The following is a 16,529-nucleotide window of genomic DNA, read 5'->3' as shown; positions in this document are numbered from 1 at the left end:
CCGCCAAGGCTCAGTGGAACTGGCGGATGTAGGAGGCGACGCCGCCAAGCAGCATCTCGATGGAAATGGCAGTCAGGACCAGGCCCATCAAGCGTTCCAGCGCGGTGATCGCCTGCTCGCCCAGCAGCTTTTGCAGGCGGCCGGAAAACAGGAAGACCACGGTGGTCACCAGCATGCAGATGGTGAGCGCGCCTATCCACTCCAGCATGCGCGCCGGCTCGCGGGTGGACATCAACAGCACGGTCGCCATGGCCGAAGGCCCGGCAATCAGCGGAATGGCAATCGGCACGATAAACGGCTCGCCATGCATCTTGTCGCTGCCGAACACGCTGCCGCCCTCGCTGGGGAAAATCATCTTCAGTGCAATCAGAAACAGAATCACCCCGCCCGCCACCTGCATCGACTGGTCAGTCAGATGCATCACGTCCAGAAAATTACGGCCGAAGAACATGAAGGTCAGCAGTACCAGAAAGGCAATCAGGCATTCGCGGTAGACCACCTTTTTACGCCTTTCCGGTTTGACCTGTTTGAGCGCGCTGATGAACAGCGGGATATTGCCCAGCGGGTCGGTAATCAGGATCAGCAAGACCGTGGCGGAAATGAAGGATGTTTGCATGGTGGTGTCGACGTGTTGGTCAGTAAGGCATTCTGCCGCTGGCAGATTTTATTTTAGTTGCTGCCGGCCAAGGGATGCGGGCAGTAAAGCAAACAAGCCCGGCAATGCCGGGCTTGTCGTATTCGGCAGACGCAGTTTATTCGGCGTCAGCCACGCCGCTTGTATCACCGTCCGTGACCGGTTTTTCGCGACGGGCGCTGCCAGCCACCATGGGAATGGCAAACAGCCGGCAAGGTAGCGAGCCATTGAACAGCGGGGTGCGGCGTTTGACCGACAGGTGGATCAGGTCGGACAGGCGCAGGTCGCCGGTAAAGAAGTGGGCAGTCCAGCCGGCAAAGTGGGCTTTCAGCCAGTCGCCCAGCTGCGGGTACAGTTCAGCCAGTGCATCCTGCTCGTCCATGCGCACGCCATAGGGCGGGTTGGTGACGATAAAGCCGCTGTCGGCAAACGGACGTGCTTCCAGGATGTCCTGTGCCTGCAGCTCGATGGCATCGGCCAGACCGGCACGTTGCAGGTTGGCGCGGGCCACCGGCAGCATGTTGCGGGCGCGGTCGCTGCCCTTGATTGCCAGATCACGTACCGGCAGTTCGGCGGCGCGGGCTTCGCTCAGCAGCGCTTCCCAGGACAGGGCGTCAAATTCGCGCAGGCGCTGGAAGCCGAAGCGGCGTTTGCGGCCCGGTGCGCGTTTGAGCGCGATGTCGGCGGCTTCCACCAGGAAGGTACCGCTGCCACACATCGGGTCCAGCAAGGGCTGGCTGCCATCGTAACCGGCAATCAGCAGAATGCCGGCCGCCAGGTTTTCCCGCAGCGGCGCTTCGCCGGTTTCCTCACGCCAGCCACGCTTGAACAGCGGCTCGCCACTGGTATCCAGATAGATGGTGGCATGGTCGCGGGTGAGGAAGGTGTGGATGCGCATGTCCGGTTCGCGGGTGTCCACATTGGGACGACCGGCATTGGCCTGACGGAAGCGGTCGCACACGGCATCTTTCACCTTGAGCGAAACAAAATCCAGGCTGCGCAGTTGCGCGCCGATGGCATCGGTCTTTACCTTGATGCTGCGCGATACATCGAACCAGCGCGGCCAGTCGACCTGCATCGCCAGCTGGTAGATGTCGCTTTCCTGCTGGTAGCCGCCCTCGGCCAGTTTCAGCAGCACGCGGCTGGCGGTGCGGCTGTGCAGGTTGGCCTTCATCATGATGTCGGCGTCGCCATTGAAGGCCACGCCACCATCCACCTTGCTGACATTGCTGGCACCCTGCGCATTGAGTTCGGCGACCAGCGTCATTTCCAGGCCGCGCGGGCAGGGCGCGAACATGGCCAGCTGATTGTGGCGCAGGCCGGACAGGGCATACACCGACTGCGCTGCCGGCTTGCCGCTCCAGGCCGGCTTGGCGCTGTCACCGTGCTGGCGGCTGTCGTGCTGGCGCGGTGCGCGCGGGTCGCGCTCCATGCGGCGGTTATTGTCGAAGGGCTTGAGGCTGGACGGGGAGTTGCCGCGCTCGCGTGCTTCCCAGCTGCGTTCATTGCGGGCATCGCGCCGCGGGCTGTCCTCGCGCTGGAAGCGCGGCTCGCGCGGTGCGCTCTCGTCACGGCGTTCTGCCGGTTTGGAGAACAGTTTGCGCGGTGCATTTTCTGCTGCCGGCTCGTCACGACGGAAGCGGTTTTCCCGCTCGGCGCCTGGCGGCGGCAGGATTTCCGGGTCGTAATAACTGGCTGCATCATGGCGCGGGGCTTGCTCACGCGGCTGTTCGTCACGGCGGAAACGATTGTCACGCGGCGCGCTGTCATCAGCACGCCCTGCAGGTTTGGAGAACAGCTTGCGCGGTGCATTTTCTTGCGCGGGCTGGTCACGACGGAAGCGGTTTTCCCGTTCAGCGCCCGGCGCCGGCAGGATTTCCGGGTCGTAATGACGGGCGGCATCGTTGCGCTCGAAGCGGCGCGGCGCCTGTTCACGCGGCGGCTCGTCGCGGCGGAAGCGGTTGTCACGCGCAGCGCTGTCATCACGACGCTCGGCCGGCTTGGAGAACAACTTGCGCGGGCCTTGTTCTACTGCTGCCGGAATGGTTGGCGTGGCGGCCGGCGTGTCGCCTTCCACATGACGCGGCATGGGCGGCTTGTGCTCGATCTGGCGATCCGGCTGGCTGTTCAGCGGTTTGCGGCCGGACGGGCCACGGTCGCGCTGATAGCTGCGTTCGCCTTCCGGGCGGCGCGATTCATGCAGATCGCCACGGCTGTCGGCCGGGTGCAGGCTGCGCGGTGCCGAGGCATCGCGTTCGCGCGGCGGGTAGGGCTTGCGCTCGCGGTCGTCGCGGTTGAACGGCTTGCGCTCACCATCACGCGGCTCGAAGCGGCGTGGCTCGCCATCGCGCGGCGGATAGGGCTTGCGCTCGCGGTCGTCGCGGTTGAACGGCTTGCGCTCACCATCACGCTGCTCGAAACGGCGTGGCTCGCCATCGCGCGGCGGGTAGGGCTTGCGCTCACGGTCGTCACGGTTGAACGGCTTGCGTTCGCCATCACGCTGCTCGAAGCGGCGTGGCTCGCCGTCACGCGGCGGGTAGGGCTTGCGCTCACGGTCGTCGCGGTTGAACGGCTTGCGTTCGCCGTCACGCGGCTCGAAGCGGCGTGGCTCACCATCGCGCGGCGGGTAGGGCTTGCGCTCACGGTCGTCGCGGTTGAACGGCTTGCGCTCACCATCGCGTTGCTGGAACTGGCGTTCGCCCTGGCGTGGCGGCTGGCCGGCGGCTGGCCGGCGCGCCGAGTAAGGATCGCGCGGGCCGCTGGCTGATGGCGCCTTTTTCTGGATGATGGGCCCCTTGGCCGCGCCTTCGGCTGATGCTGCGGCGTTGCCGGCGGCAGGCTGAGCGGGGGAGGTGTCGCTGCTGCTGACATCGCGGCGCAGATTGGCGCGCTGGCGTGAACGGAAAGTGGCCATGGGTACATCCTTCAGATAAGCAAGCTTTAAGCAATCTTCCATTTTACCTTATTTGCAGGCGCACTGCTTGGTGCTGCTCCGCCTTTGCGGTAGCATGTCCGGTTCCCTTTTGCATAAACGCGGGCTCGCATGTTGCAGGATTCATTTGCCACCCGCCTGGTGGCCTGGCAGAAACAGCATGGCCGGCACGATCTGCCCTGGCAGGTGCGCGACCCCTATCGGGTATGGCTGTCCGAGATCATGCTGCAGCAAACGCAGGTGACTGCGGTGCTGGAGTACTACGCTCGCTTTCTGCAGCGGTTTCCCGATGTGGCTGCGCTGGCGGCGGCCTCGGTGGACGAGGTGCTGGCCTTGTGGAGCGGGCTGGGCTATTACAGCCGGGCACGTAATTTGCATAAGGCAGCGCTGATGGTGATGGAGGAGTTTGGCGGGCAGTTTCCTGCCCAGCGCGAGGCCCTGCAGCGCCTGCCGGGCGTCGGGCGCTCCACCGCCGCGGCCATTGCCTCCTTCGCTTTCGCCCAGCGTGAAACCATTCTGGACGGCAATGTCAAAAGAGTGCTCACGCGCTGCTTCGGCATTGCCGGTTTTCCTGGTGAAAAAGCGGTTGAAAAGCAATTGTGGGCGTTGGCCGAAGCGCTGCTGCCTGCCGATGGCAGCCAGATGACCGCCTATACCCAGGGCCTGATGGACCTGGGCGCCACCGTATGCGGCCGCAAGCCGGCCTGTACCGTGTGTCCGATGGTGGATGGCTGCGTGGCGGCGCAACAGGGGCGCACCCATGAACTGCCAACCCCGCGCCCCAAAAAAGCGGTGCCCACCCGTCATACTGTTATGTTGCTGGCGCAGCATGGTGAGCGGATCTGGCTGGAGCGGCGTCCGCCCTCCGGTATCTGGGGCGGGCTGCTGTCCTTGCCGGAATTTGCCGACAGCATGGCGCTGGAGCGCTGGCTGGAGTGCATGGGCCAGGGTGATGTGCTGCCCTCCTGGCCCGAGCTGGAACATGTGTTTACCCATTATCGCTTGATCATTACCCCGGTGCCGGCGCGGCTGGATACGCTGGCCGCCACCGGAGTGCAGGAATCCGCCGGACAGTGGATACCCTTGCAGCAGGCGCTGGAGGCGGGCTTGCCCGCACCGGTGAAGCGACTGTTGCAACGTCTGCTGGCCTGACCGACGGAAGTTGGCATCCATTTTTTGTGCAGCGCTGCTGCCCAGGTGTGAAATATGGTTTCCGTAGTACGTTCGATGGCCGATACCCTGGCCGATGCTGCCGACCCGAAACGGTGGCTGGAACAGATGTCTGCCGCCCTGCCCGAGGCGGAAGCCAGCTTGCTGGCCCGCGCCTTTGATGCCGCGCGCGAGCTGTATCGCGGCAAGGGCCTGGTCAGTACCGGTGAGGACCTGTTCAGCCATGCGGTTTCCGCCGCCGCCATCGTGGCCGACCTTAACCTCCTTACCGACGCCATTGTCGCCACCCTGTTGTTTGCCGTGCCGGACCACAAGCCCGACTGGCAAGGCTGGATGACCGAGAACTTCGGCCAGACCGTTACCGTGCTGGTGGATGGCGTGGGCGGGGTGCGCCGCATTACCGAGCTGGCGCGTATCGACAAGCTGGAAACTCCGGAAGAACGTGCCCGCCAGGCGGAAACCATGCGCAAGATGCTGCTGGCCATGGTGGCGGATATCCGCGTGGTGCTGATCAAGCTGGCCTGGCGCACCCAGACCATGCATTACCTGCCCCATGTGCATGACGAAGCGGTGCGGCGCGCCATCGCCACCGAAACGCTGGACCTGTTTGCCCCGCTGGCCAACCGCCTGGGCGTGTGGCAGATCAAGTGGGAGCTGGAAGACCTGGGCTTCCGCCACACCGAACCGGATAGCTACAAGAAAATTGCCAGGCTGCTGGACGAGCGCCGGCTGGAGCGCATCGACTACATCGACCGGGTGCTGGATACCTTGCGCTCCGAGCTCAAGGCCGCCGGGGTCAAGGCCGAAGTGGCCGGGCGGCCCAAGCACATATTCTCCATCTGGAAAAAGATGAAGAAGAAAAAGCTCGACTTTACCGAGTTGTATGACATCCGCGCCGTGCGCATCCTGGTGGAAAAACTGCCGGATTGCTACACCGCGCTGGGCATCATCCACGGCATGTGGCAGCCCATTCCCGGCGAGTTTGACGACTACATTTCCCATCCCAAGGCCAATAATTACCGCAGCCTGCATACGGCGGTGATCGGCCCGGAGGACAAGGCGCTGGAGGTGCAGATCCGCACCTTTGAAATGCACGAGCATGCCGAATTCGGCGTGGCCGCCCACTGGCGCTACAAGGAAGGCGGCAAGGGCGATGCGCAGTACGAGGAAAAAATCTCCTGGCTGCGCCAGCTGCTGGACTGGCGTGAGGAAATGTCCGACCGTGAAGGGCTGGCCGAAGCCTTCAAGACCGAGCTGTTCTCCGACACCATCTATGTGCTGACCCCGCAAGGCCGGGTGCTGGCGCTGCCGCATGGCGCCACCCCCATCGACTTTGCCTATGCCATCCACACCGGCCTGGGCAACCGCTGCCGTGGCGCCAAGGTGGAAGGGCAGATCGTGCCCTTGTCCACGCCGCTGCAAAATGGCCAGCGGGTGGAAATCCTCACGGCAAAGGAAGGCGGGCCATCGGTCAACTGGCTGCACGATGGCTGGGTCAAAAGCCATCGCGCCATTTCCAAGATCCGCCAGTACATCCGCATGCAGAATGCGGATACCGTGCGCGAAACCGGCAAGCAGCTGTTCGAGCGCGAACTGGCCCGTCACCCGCACCAGCAACCCAATCTCACCCTGCTGGCGGAAAAGCTGGGTTATGCCAAGCTGGACGAAGTGTATGGCGCCATGGGCCATGGTGAACTGAGCACCCGCTCTGTCGCCAATGCCATTGCCAGTTTTGCCCCGCCGCCGCCGGCTGATGTGGAGCCGGAAAGCATCATCCGCGCCAGCAAGGGCGGCCATGACGCCGGTGGCATCCTGATCGAGGGGGTGGACAACCTGATGACGGTGCTGGCCAAGTGCTGCAAGCCGGCACCGCCGGACGCCGTGGTGGGCTTTGTCACCAAGGGTCGCGGCATTTCCATTCACCGCACCAATTGCCTAACGCTCAAGCGCCTGTCGGCCGATGTGCCGGAGCGGCTGATTGCCGCCGGCTGGGGTGACCAGAAAAGCAGCGTATTCCCGATCGATATCGAGGTGGTATCGCTGGACCGTGGTGGTCTGCTGCGTGATATTTCCGACGTGCTGTCGCGCGAAAAGCTCAACCTGATTGCCGTGCACACGCTGTCGCGCGATATGCGCGCCAAGATGCGCTTCACCGTGGAAGTGCGCCAGGTGCAGGACATCAGCCGCGTGCTGGCGCGCATGATGGAACTGCCGGGCGTCACCGACGCACGCCGCGTATAAGCCGCCATGAGTGAAGCGTTCTGTGGCAGCAAGGCGGCGCTGTTTTATCAGGACAGCCTGCTGGTGTATCTGCGTGACGACAAGCCCGGCCTGCCCTTTGCCGCCTGCTGGGATTTTCCCGGCGGCGGGCGGGAAGGGCAGGAAAGCCCGTTTGCCTGTCTGCAGCGTGAAACACAGGAAGAGTTCGGCATTTTGCTGCAGCCTGCACAAATCATCTGGCAACGCAGCTATCCCAGCTGGCAGCAGCCCGGTGCGCTCAGTTTCTTCATGGCAGGCCGGCTCGACGCGGCGCAGGCCGCAGCCATCCGTCTGGGTGACGAAGGCCAGTGCTGGCGCTGGATGCCGCCTGCCGAATACCTGGCCCTGGGTGCCGCCGTCCCCTATCTGCAGCAACGCTTGCAACACTATCTGCAACACATGGCCGGCTAGGCTGCACGGCGGCCACTCCAGACTGCGTTGGGCCTTGAGACCATTGTCCTGTTCGTCCGCTTACTGCTATTCCTGATTGCTTTCAGCTAAAGATATTTTCATAATCACTCTCTTGAATCTGCGGGCATGGCGACTGGCCATGGCCTGGCATGCAGATGACAACCCAGCAGGAATCCCATGTCAGAACTCATTACTGCCGCGCGCCGCGCCCTGTCCATGATGGACCTCACCTCTCTGAACGATGACGATACTGATGCGCGCATCGTTGCCCTGTGCCAGCAGGCCAGCAGCAGTGCCGGTACGGTGGCGGCAGTCTGCGTCTATCCCCGTTTTGTCGCGCTGGCACGTCGCACGCTGGATGAGCTGGGCCTGGCGCAGGTCAAGGTGGCCACCGTGACCAACTTCCCGGCCGGCGGCGCTGATGTCGCACAGGCCGTGGCCGAAACCACAGCCGCCATCGCTGCCGGTGCCGACGAGGTGGACGTGGTGTTCCCCTATCGCGCGCTGCTGGCCGGCAATGCCGAAGTCGGCGCCGAGCTGGTGGCTGCCTGCAAGGATGCCTGTGGCGACAAGCTGCTCAAGGTCATCATCGAAAGTGGCGAGCTGAAAGAACCGGCACTGATCCGTCAGGCCAGCCTGATCGCCATCGAGGCCGGCGCCGACTTCATCAAGACCTCTACCGGCAAGGTGCCAGTCAATGCCACGCTGGATGCGGCGGGCATCATGCTGGCGGCCATTCGCGCCACCGCTGCCCAGTGTGGCTTCAAGGCCGCTGGCGGCGTGCGCACGGCGGCTGAAGCCGCCGAATACATCGACCTGGCCGAGCACCTGTTGGGCGAGCACTGGGTGACCGCCGAGCATTTCCGTTTTGGTGCTTCCAGCCTGCTGGCCAGCTTGCAGGCGGAAATCGCCGGCACGGCCACTGCGCCCGCCAGCGGCTACTGAAACCCGCTGCAGGGCAGGCGCGGCAGCGCTTGCCATACTAGGGCCGAAGCCTGTCTTCGGCCATCATTTTTTGCGGCCGCTGCCGCAGGAGAAGCCTATGTTTTTGCCACAAGAAGTCATTCGCAAGAAACGCGATGGCCAGACGCTGTCGGCCGAGGACGTCCGCCAGTTCGTGGCCGGCATCACCGATGACAGCGTGGCCGACAGCCAGATTGCCGCTCTGGCCATGGCAGTGTATTTCCGCGGCATGGAGCTGGAAGAAAATGTCGCACTGGCCCTGGCCATGCGCGATTCCGGCCGCTGTCTGCACTGGGCCGACCTGCAGCTGCCCGGCCCGGTGCTGGACAAGCACTCCACCGGCGGGGTGGGCGATGTGGTGTCGCTGATGCTGGGACCGCTGATCGCCGCCTGTGGCGGCTTTGTGCCGATGATTTCCGGCCGCGGCCTGGGCCACACCGGCGGCACGCTGGACAAGCTGTCGGCCATTCCCGGCTACAACCCCTTTCCCACGCCCGAGCGTCTGCGCCAGGTGGTGCGAGAGGTGGGCGTGGCCATCATCGGCCAGACCAGCGACCTGGCCCCGGCCGACCGCCGCTTTTATGCCACGCGTGACATTACCGCCACCGTGGAATCCATCGCGCTGATCACCGCCTCCATCCTGTCCAAGAAACTGGCCGCCGGGCTGGATGTGCTGGTGATGGATGTCAAGGCTGGCAGCGGTGCCTTCATGCCCAGCATGGCAGACTCCATCGCGCTGGCCGAACGCATCGTCGAGGTGGGCAATGGCGCCGGCGTGCGCACCAGCGCGCTGATCACCGACATGAGCCAGCCGCTGGCCAGCACTGCCGGCAACAGCCTGGAAACCGCCGAGGCAGTACGTTATCTGAAAGGCGATGAGCGCAATCCGCGCCTGCACGCCATCACCATGGCCTTGTGCAGCGAAATGCTGCTGGCCGGCGGCCTGGCCGCCAGCGAGGACGACGCACGCCTGCAGCTGGAACAGGCGCTGGACTCTGGCCGCGCTGCCGAGATCTTTGCCCGCATGGTGGCCGAGCTGGGCGGACCGGCAGACTTTGTCGAACACCCCGCCCGTTATCTGGCACCGGCACCGCTGGTACGCCCGGTCTATGCTGAGCGCAGCGGCTTTGTCGCCGCCATGGACACCCGCGCCCTGGGCATGGCGGTTTGCGCACTGGGCGGCGGCCGTCGCCTGGCCAGCGACCAGCTGGACTACCGGGTCGGCCTGACGCAGTTTGTCGAGCTGGGACAGTGGGTGGCCGCCGACCAGCCCCTGCTGTTGATTCATGCTGCCGATGAAGCAGGGGCTGACGAAGCCGCCCGCCGCATCCGCAGCGCCATCAGCCTGAGCGAGGCAGCACCAGCGGCCTTGCCGCTGGTCTATCAGACCATCCACCGCCGCTGAGCACAGGAGACTACATCATGCAACGCGCCATCATCCTGATACTGGATTCACTCGGCATCGGTGCCGCCGCCGATGCACCGCAATTCGGCGATGCCGGCAGCAACACCCTGGGCCATATCGCCATGGAAGCCGCCGCCGGCCGTGCCGACAAGGGCCGCAGCGGCCCGCTGCACCTGCCCAATCTGTCGAAAATGGGGCTGGCGCATGCCTGTCAGCTGTCCTCCGGCTACTTTCCGGCCGGCATGGACCAGGCCGCCCCGCTGGCTGCCTATGGCTATGCCCGCGAGCTGTCCAGCGGCAAGGACACCCCATCCGGGCACTGGGAAATCGCCGGGGTGCCGGTACTGTTCGACTGGGGCTATTTCCACGACAAGGACAACAGCTTCCCGCGGGCCCTGCTGGACGACATCGTGAGCAAGGCCGGCCTGCCGGGCTATCTGGGCAACTGCCATGCCTCCGGCACGGACATCCTTGACCGGCTGGGCGAAGAACACATGCGTAGCGGCAAGCCCATTTTCTATACCTCGGCCGATTCGGTATTCCAGATTGCCTGCCACGAACAAAGCTTCGGGCTGGAGCGCCTGTATCAGCTGTGCCAGATCACCCGCGAGGCACTGGAACCCTACAATATCGGCCGCGTCATTGCGCGCCCCTTTATCGGCGAAGGCAAAGGCAGCTTCTCCCGCACCGGCAACCGCAAGGACCTGGCGCTGCCGCCGCCAGCTGCCACCGTATTGCAAAAGCTGGCCGAGGCTGGCGGGCAGGTGGTGTCCATCGGCAAGATCGCCGACATCTACGCCCATGTCGGCATCACCGAGCAGCACAAGGCCACCGGTTTCGACCAGATCTGGGATGCCACGCTGGCCGCCATGCGCAACACGCAGCAGCGCGCCATCATCATGGCCAACTTCGTCGATTTTGACTCCAGCTACGGCCATCGTCGCGATGTTGCCGGTTACGCGCTGGCACTGGAAACCTTCGACCGCCGCCTGCCCGAGGTCATGGCGGCCTTGCAGCCGGACGATATCCTGATCCTGTCGGCCGACCACGGCTGCGACCCCACCTGGCCCGGCTCCGATCACACCCGCGAGCATATTCCCGTGCTGTGCTACGGCCATGGCGTGCCGCCGGGCTCCATCGGCGGGCGCGACAGCTTTGCCGATATCGGCCAGAGCGTGGCTCAACATCTGGGCCTGCCGGCCATGGACTACGGCCGCTCCTTTCTGCACTGAACAATCCCACAAGGAAAACCACAATGGCTACACCGCATATCAACGCCCAGCCGGGTGATTTCGCCGAAACCGTGCTGATGCCGGGCGACCCGCTGCGCGCCAGGATGATTGCCGAAACCTTTCTGCAGGATGCCCGCGAGGTGACCAGCGTGCGCAATATGCTGGGCTACACCGGCAGTTACCAGGGCAAGCGGCTGTCCGTGATGGCGCACGGCATGGGCATTCCCTCCGCCAGCATCTACACCACCGAGCTGATCCAGCACTACGGGGTGAAAAACATCATCCGCATTGGCTCCTGCGGCGCGGTGACCGCCCGTACCCAGCTGCGCGAGCTGTATATCGCCATGGGTGCCAGTACCGACAGCAAGGTCAACCGCATGCGCTTCAACCAGCATGATTTTGCCGCCATCGCCGACTACGAACTGCTGCGCACTGCCATGGATGTAGCAGCCGAGCAGGGGCGCAAGGTCACCGTGGGCAATGTGTTTTCCGCCGACCTGTTCTACGGCGTGGAGCCCAATATGCTGGAGGTGCTGGAGAAAATGAATGTGCAGGTCATCGAGATGGAGCTGGCCGGCATTTACAGCGTGGCGGCACAGTACGGTGCCCGCGCGCTGGGCATTCTCACGGTTTCCGACATCATCCCCACCGGCGAGGCCGCCAGTGCCGAAGAGCGGCAGACCACCTTCCGCGAGATGATGGAGCTGGCCCTGGCCACTGCTGTCCGGCTGTAAATCCGCCGGAATCGCTGCATATTGCAATGCAGCATCGGTGCGGGTTTTTCCGGCTGTTTTCCGCAAAACCAGCACCGAAAAGCAGGTTTTCCATTGTGCCTTACAAGTGTAAACCCCGTTTTCAGCGGTGCTTTTCCTTTGCATAACAACGTGTTGTGAAGGTGTTGCACACTGTGTCGCCAATTTTAGTGCGGTGCACAAAAAAGTCTTGCCAAACCGGGGTGCGGTGCAGATAATGAAACCTGCATCAGGACGTGGCATGCAATGTGTGCGTTTTGGTGTTGTCTCCTCCATCCTCCTTCTTTTAGGTGGAACTTGGCGCAATCAGAATGGATTGCGCCTTTTTTTTTGCCTGCTGCGCGCTGTCCAGCCCTGGATGGTGGAAAAGCGCCCGTTTGCCTGTTTTTGCAACAACTGTGGCAAAAACGAGCGGTTTTTGCCCTGGTTTTGCTCCCGCCATTTTCTTTGTCGCACAATGGTTTGACAGTGCAAAGGCCACTGTACTAGAATCCGTAACTTTCAAGAATTACGATGGAAGAGTTCCATGAAGACCTTTTCTGCCAAGCCGCATGAGGTTAAGCGCGAGTGGTTCGTGGTCGACGCCGAAGACAAGGTGCTGGGTCGCCTCGCCGCCGAAATCGCTCACCGCCTGCGTGGCAAGCACAAGCCGGAATACACTCCGCACGTTGATACCGGTGACTACATTGTCGTAGTCAACGTTGACAAACTGCGTGTTACTGGTAACAAAGCGCTGGACAAGAAGTACTACCGTCACTCCGGTTACCCTGGTGGCATCTACGAACGCAACTTCACCGAACTGCAAAACCAGTTCCCGGAGCGCGTTCTGGAAAAAGCCGTCAAAGGCATGCTGCCGAAGGGTCCGCTGGGTTACGCCATGATCAAGAAGCTCAAGGTGTACGCTGGTACCGAACATCCGCACACTGCCCAGCAGCCCAAAGTGCTGGAATTTCGTTTTTAAGGCATAGAGAATGAACGGTAAATACTACTACGGCACCGGCCGTCGCAAGAGCTCCGTTGCTCGCGTGTTCATGCAAAAGGGTAGCGGTCAGATCATCGTTAACGGCAAGCCGGTTGACGAATACTTCTCCCGCGAAACCGGTCGCATGGTTATCCGCCAGCCGCTGGTTCTGACCGAAAACACCGAATCCTTCGACATCAAGGTTAATGTTGTCGGTGGTGGTGAAACCGGCCAGGCAGGTGCGATCCGTCACGGTATCACCCGCGCTCTGATCGACTTCGACGCAGTTCTGAAGCCGGCTCTGTCCGCTGCAGGCTACGTGACCCGCGATGCACGTGAAGTTGAACGTAAGAAGGTCGGCCTGCGTAAAGCTCGCCGTGCCAAGCAGTTCTCCAAGCGTTAATCGCAAGGTTTGCTGTTTTCAGAAAAGCCGCCTCCGGGCGGCTTTTTCCATTGTCACCGTCCCCATCTCCATCTCCATCCCCATCCCGCTGCTGCGGCAATTTGCCACCGCTGTTGCTGCTTTCTGCTGCGTCATCGCTGTTTCCTGCCTGCTGTTGGCTGCCGGCTGTTCGCTGACATGACCATATTCACATTAATGTCTTTAAAGTGTCATTTAAATTAATTAGTTTACAAAGAAAATGCCGCAAGGTTTAACGGGTTTACCCTTGCCGTATCTCGGTGTAAGGTGGCCGCCTTTTCATGGCCTGGCACAGGGTGCCGGCCGGATCGGCAGGGGCTTGATGTCGTCTGCCAACAGTTGCTCAACGGGAAAACCAGATGTCTTTGAAACAACGCTTGCTGGCCTTTGTCGCCTGCTTGCTGGTGGTGGTGGTGGCGGTACTGTCGGTGCTGTCCTACCAGCGCATGCGCACGGAAATCATCGAAGGGGTAAGGCATGAGCTGGATGCGGCCATGCTGGGCAATCGCAATGCACTGGGCAACTGGCTGGCCCAGCGCAAGGATGCGGTGGAGGCCACGGCCAGTTTGCTGGTGAGCAGCGGCGACGTGCTGCCGCAGTTGCAGCAGGGCAAGGCGGCCGGCCGCTTTGATCAGCTGTTTGCCGGCTATGCCGACAAGCGCATGGTTTACCAGCTGGCTGACAAGCACGCACCGGAGGGCTATGACCCGACCGCCCGCCCCTGGTATAAGCAGGCCGCTGCCGCAGGCGCCAGCATTGTCACCGAGCCCTATCTGTTTGCCTCGACCAAGAAACTGGGGGTCACGGTGGCCTATCCCTTGCTGCGCAATCAGCAGCTGCAGGGAGTGGTGGGCGGGGATATCTCGCTGGAAGGCATCATCAGCCTGGTACAGGGCATCAAGCTGCGCGGCGATGGTTATGCTTTTCTGGCCACCCGCAGTGGCAAGATCGTGGCACATCCGGCAGCGGACAGCACGCTCAAGCCGGTGGCCGAAGTGATGCCAGGGCTGGATGCAGCCTTGCTGCAGCAGGCAACGGACAGCAGCCAGAGCCAGGAACTGGAGATCGCTGGCCATGCGGTATTCCTGCAGCTGACGCCGGTGCCCGGTTCGGACTGGGTGCTGGGCAGCGTGGTCGACAAGGCGGCCATCCTCGCGCCATTGCAGGGTTTGCTGATCACGCTGGTGGTGGCGGGCTTGCTGTGCAGCGTGCTGGCCATCGTGCTGGCCCAGCTGGCACTGACCCGTCTGCTGCGTGGCCTGATGCGCCTGCGTGATGCCTTGCTGGAAATTTCCAGCGGTCAGGCTGACCTGACCCATCAGCTGCATGTGGAACAGCAGGATGAGATTGGCCAGACTGCCGAGGCGTTCAACCGCTTTGTCGCCAGTCTGCGCCGCATGTTCATCGATGTGCGCGAACACGCCTTGTCGCTCAATAGCGAGCTGGACAGCCTGAAGCAGGTGACGCACACCGTGAGCCAGCAGTCGGAGCGACAGTCCGAGGTGTCCAGTGCCGCCGCCGCCACCATCGAACAGATTACCGTCAGCATCAATCACATTGCCGATAACGCCAGCATGGCCGAACAAGTGGCGAGCCAGACCGGGGCCACCTCGCAGCACTCGGCACAGGCGGTGGGCCGGCTGGCCGATGATATTGCCCATATTGCCCAGGAAGTGGGCCGGCTGGGTGGGGCATTGAATGCGCTGGGCGATCGCTCCGGCCAGATGAACACCATCATCGGGGTGATTCGCGATATCGCCGATCAGACCAATCTGCTGGCACTGAATGCCGCCATTGAGGCAGCACGCGCGGGCGAGGCCGGCCGTGGCTTCGCCGTGGTGGCGGATGAAGTACGCAAGCTGGCCGAGCGCACGGCCAAGGCCACGGTGGAAATCGGCCAGCTGATCGACGCCACCCATGGCGATATTCGTACCGCGCTGAACGACATGAGCGAGACGCAGCGCTCGGTGGCCAGCGGCGTCGAGGCCTCGCGCAGCGTGGCGCAGGACATGTCCGGCATTCAGGGGCAGATTGCCCAGGTGGTGGGGTCGATCCACGATATTGCCGACTCCACCCGCGAGCAGTCGGTGGCCACCACCGAAATGGCACGGGCGGCCGAGCAGGCCAACCGCGCCACCATGGAAACCGATCAGGCGGTACAGGGCGCCATGCAGACCGTAGCTGAATTACATCGCCTGTCGTCCGATCTGCAAGCCATGGTGGCGCAGTTCCGCCTGTGAGCCTGGCTGGCTGGCGCAGGGGCCAGAACGATGTTGCATCGCGCAAGGCTAGTCCTTAGACTGTCGCTTTTGCGACGTTTATTTATACAAGGAAGTACAGCATGATCAAGGTGGGCATCGTCGGCGGTACCGGTTATACCGGTGTCGAACTGTTGCGTCTTCTGGCCGGTCATCCCGGTGCCGAAGTCGTGGCCGTTACCTCGCGCAAGGAAGCGGGCATGAAAGTGGCCGAGATGTTCCCCAGCCTGCGTGGCCGCGTGGATGTGGCTTTTTCCACCCCGGATGACACCCCGCTCGATCAGTGCGATGTGGTGTTTTTTGCCACCCCGCACGGCGTGGCCATGGCCCAGGCACGCGAACTGCTGGCTGCCGGGGTCAAGGTGATCGACCTGGCGGCAGACTTCCGTCTGAAAGATCCGGCGGTATTCCAGCAATGGTATGCCATGGAACACAGCTGTACCGACCTGCTGGCCGAGGCGGTGTATGGCCTGCCGGAAGTGAACCGCGATGCCATCCGCCAGGCACGTCTGGTGGGCATGGCCGGTTGCTATCCCACTTCGGTCCAGCTGGGCCTGCTGCCGCTGCTGGAAGGCGGCAAGCAGCTGATTGATACCCAGACCCTGATTGCCGACTGCAAGTCCGGCGTGTCCGGTGCCGGGCGCAAGGCCGAAGTTGGCGCGCTGCTGGCTGAAGCCGGGGATAACTTCAAGGCCTATGCCGTGAAGGGCCACCGTCATTCGCCGGAAATCGAGCAAGGCTTGTCCGCCATTCATGGCGGGCCGGTCAAGCTGACCTTCGTGCCGCACCTGACGCCGATGATTCGCGGCATCCACTCCACCATTTACGCCCGTATCAAGCCGGAGGCGCTGGATACCGACTTCCAGGCGCTGTTCGAGCAACGCTATGCCGGAGAGCATTTTGTCGATGTGCTGCCGGCCGGCAGCCACCCGGAAACCCGCAGCGTGCGTGGCTCCAACACCGCACGCATCGCCGTGCATCGTCCGGGCAATGGCGATCTGCTGATCATCCTGGTGGTGGAAGACAATCTGGTGAAAGGCGCGTCCGGTCAGGCGGTGCAGACCATGAACCTGATGTTCGGCCAGCCGGAAAATGCCGGTCTGGACATCGTGCCGTTGCTGCCTTGACGCA

At 62.9% G+C, this 16,529-nt stretch carries 14 protein-coding genes; 11 read left to right on the top strand and 3 right to left on the bottom strand.

Going from position 1 to position 16,529, the window contains the following annotated elements; all coding sequences use genetic code 11:
* Positions 1-10: 10 nt before the first annotated feature.
* Both DFR38_RS05655 and DFR38_RS21775 read right to left on the bottom strand, forming a co-directional pair.
* On the bottom strand, positions 11-616 hold the full coding sequence (locus DFR38_RS05655; protein WP_045846629.1) for a MarC family protein: 606 nt from the start codon (positions 614-616) through the stop codon (positions 11-13).
* Between the two features lie 136 nt (positions 617-752).
* Positions 753-3,548 carry a THUMP domain-containing class I SAM-dependent RNA methyltransferase gene (locus DFR38_RS21775; RefSeq protein WP_342352548.1) on the bottom strand — a complete coding sequence of 932 codons (2,796 nt, stop codon included), beginning with the start codon at positions 3,546-3,548 and terminating at the stop codon, positions 753-755.
* Positions 3,549-3,677: 129 nt separating this feature from the next.
* On the opposite strand from DFR38_RS21775, the gene mutY reads away from it, so the two are divergent.
* From mutY to deoD, 7 genes are all read left to right on the top strand, one after another.
* Positions 3,678-4,718, top strand: a complete 1,041-nt coding sequence (gene mutY / locus DFR38_RS05645) for an A/G-specific adenine glycosylase (protein ID WP_425320046.1) — start codon at positions 3,678-3,680, stop codon at positions 4,716-4,718.
* A gap of 54 nt (positions 4,719-4,772) precedes the next feature.
* Positions 4,773-6,977, top strand: a complete 2,205-nt coding sequence (locus DFR38_RS05640; RefSeq protein ID WP_059284594.1) for a RelA/SpoT family protein — start codon at positions 4,773-4,775, stop codon at positions 6,975-6,977.
* A gap of 6 nt (positions 6,978-6,983) precedes the next feature.
* Entirely contained in the window at positions 6,984-7,406 is a 423-nt protein-coding gene (locus tag DFR38_RS05635; protein WP_059284595.1) for an NUDIX hydrolase, read from the top strand.
* Between the two features lie 177 nt (positions 7,407-7,583).
* The gene (gene deoC, locus DFR38_RS05630; protein ID WP_059284596.1) at positions 7,584-8,351 is read left to right on the top strand and encodes a deoxyribose-phosphate aldolase; all 768 of its coding nucleotides are present in this window, start codon (positions 7,584-7,586) and stop codon (positions 8,349-8,351) included.
* Between the two features lie 97 nt (positions 8,352-8,448).
* The gene (gene deoA, locus DFR38_RS05625) at positions 8,449-9,774 is read left to right on the top strand and encodes a thymidine phosphorylase (RefSeq protein ID WP_110313119.1); all 1,326 of its coding nucleotides are present in this window, start codon (positions 8,449-8,451) and stop codon (positions 9,772-9,774) included.
* 17 nt (positions 9,775-9,791) lie between these two features.
* Positions 9,792-11,006 carry a phosphopentomutase gene (locus DFR38_RS05620; RefSeq protein WP_059284597.1) on the top strand — a complete coding sequence of 405 codons (1,215 nt, stop codon included), beginning with the start codon at positions 9,792-9,794 and terminating at the stop codon, positions 11,004-11,006.
* Between the two features lie 23 nt (positions 11,007-11,029).
* Entirely contained in the window at positions 11,030-11,740 is a 711-nt protein-coding gene (gene deoD, locus DFR38_RS05615) for a purine-nucleoside phosphorylase (RefSeq protein ID WP_059284598.1), read from the top strand.
* Between the two features lie 304 nt (positions 11,741-12,044).
* On the opposite strand, the gene DFR38_RS20895 is transcribed toward deoD, so the two are convergent.
* Positions 12,045-12,239: a hypothetical protein gene (locus tag DFR38_RS20895; RefSeq protein ID WP_146215922.1), complete on the bottom strand. Its 195-nt coding sequence runs from the start codon at positions 12,237-12,239 to the stop codon at positions 12,045-12,047.
* Positions 12,240-12,284: 45 nt separating this feature from the next.
* Here DFR38_RS20895 and rplM point away from each other — a divergent pair, with 45 nt between their 5' ends.
* The 4 genes from rplM to argC all read left to right on the top strand — a co-directional run bounded on the left by rplM (position 12,285) and on the right by argC (position 16,525).
* Positions 12,285-12,719 (top strand): 50S ribosomal protein L13, encoded by a 435-nt coding sequence (gene rplM / locus DFR38_RS05610; protein WP_059284599.1) that lies wholly within the window; start codon positions 12,285-12,287, stop codon positions 12,717-12,719.
* 10 nt (positions 12,720-12,729) lie between these two features.
* On the top strand, positions 12,730-13,122 hold the full coding sequence (gene rpsI / locus DFR38_RS05605; RefSeq protein WP_045846620.1) for a 30S ribosomal protein S9: 393 nt from the start codon (positions 12,730-12,732) through the stop codon (positions 13,120-13,122).
* A gap of 377 nt (positions 13,123-13,499) precedes the next feature.
* Positions 13,500-15,380: a methyl-accepting chemotaxis protein gene (locus DFR38_RS05600; protein WP_146215921.1), complete on the top strand. Its 1,881-nt coding sequence runs from the start codon at positions 13,500-13,502 to the stop codon at positions 15,378-15,380.
* Positions 15,381-15,481: 101 nt separating this feature from the next.
* The gene (gene argC, locus DFR38_RS05595) at positions 15,482-16,525 is read left to right on the top strand and encodes an N-acetyl-gamma-glutamyl-phosphate reductase (RefSeq protein ID WP_059284602.1); all 1,044 of its coding nucleotides are present in this window, start codon (positions 15,482-15,484) and stop codon (positions 16,523-16,525) included.
* Positions 16,526-16,529: the final 4 nt, after the last annotated feature.

Origin of the sequence: Aquitalea magnusonii (assembly GCF_003202035.1) — a bacterium.
In the GTDB taxonomy this organism is placed as follows: Bacteria; Pseudomonadota; Gammaproteobacteria; order Burkholderiales; family Chromobacteriaceae; genus Aquitalea; species Aquitalea magnusonii.
This window is presented reverse-complemented; position numbering and strand designations above follow the sequence as displayed.

Excerpts from the sequence above, each read along its gene's own strand:
- DFR38_RS05655 (WP_045846629.1), bottom strand. The coding sequence starts at position 616 with ATGCAAACATCCTTCATTTCCGCCACGGTCTTGCTGATCCTGATTACC.
- DFR38_RS21775 (WP_342352548.1), bottom strand. The coding sequence starts at position 3,548 with ATGGCCACTTTCCGTTCACGCCAGCGCGCCAATCTGCGCCGCGATGTC.
- mutY (WP_425320046.1), top strand. The coding sequence starts at position 3,678 with ATGTTGCAGGATTCATTTGCCACCCGCCTGGTGGCCTGGCAGAAACAG.
- DFR38_RS05640 (WP_059284594.1), top strand. The coding sequence starts at position 4,773 with ATGGTTTCCGTAGTACGTTCGATGGCCGATACCCTGGCCGATGCTGCC.
- DFR38_RS05635 (WP_059284595.1), top strand. The coding sequence starts at position 6,984 with ATGAGTGAAGCGTTCTGTGGCAGCAAGGCGGCGCTGTTTTATCAGGAC.
- deoC (WP_059284596.1), top strand. The coding sequence starts at position 7,584 with ATGTCAGAACTCATTACTGCCGCGCGCCGCGCCCTGTCCATGATGGAC.
- deoA (WP_110313119.1), top strand. The coding sequence starts at position 8,449 with ATGTTTTTGCCACAAGAAGTCATTCGCAAGAAACGCGATGGCCAGACG.
- DFR38_RS05620 (WP_059284597.1), top strand. The coding sequence starts at position 9,792 with ATGCAACGCGCCATCATCCTGATACTGGATTCACTCGGCATCGGTGCC.
- deoD (WP_059284598.1), top strand. The coding sequence starts at position 11,030 with ATGGCTACACCGCATATCAACGCCCAGCCGGGTGATTTCGCCGAAACC.
- rplM (WP_059284599.1), top strand. The coding sequence starts at position 12,285 with ATGAAGACCTTTTCTGCCAAGCCGCATGAGGTTAAGCGCGAGTGGTTC.
- rpsI (WP_045846620.1), top strand. The coding sequence starts at position 12,730 with ATGAACGGTAAATACTACTACGGCACCGGCCGTCGCAAGAGCTCCGTT.
- DFR38_RS05600 (WP_146215921.1), top strand. The coding sequence starts at position 13,500 with ATGTCTTTGAAACAACGCTTGCTGGCCTTTGTCGCCTGCTTGCTGGTG.
- argC (WP_059284602.1), top strand. The coding sequence starts at position 15,482 with ATGATCAAGGTGGGCATCGTCGGCGGTACCGGTTATACCGGTGTCGAA.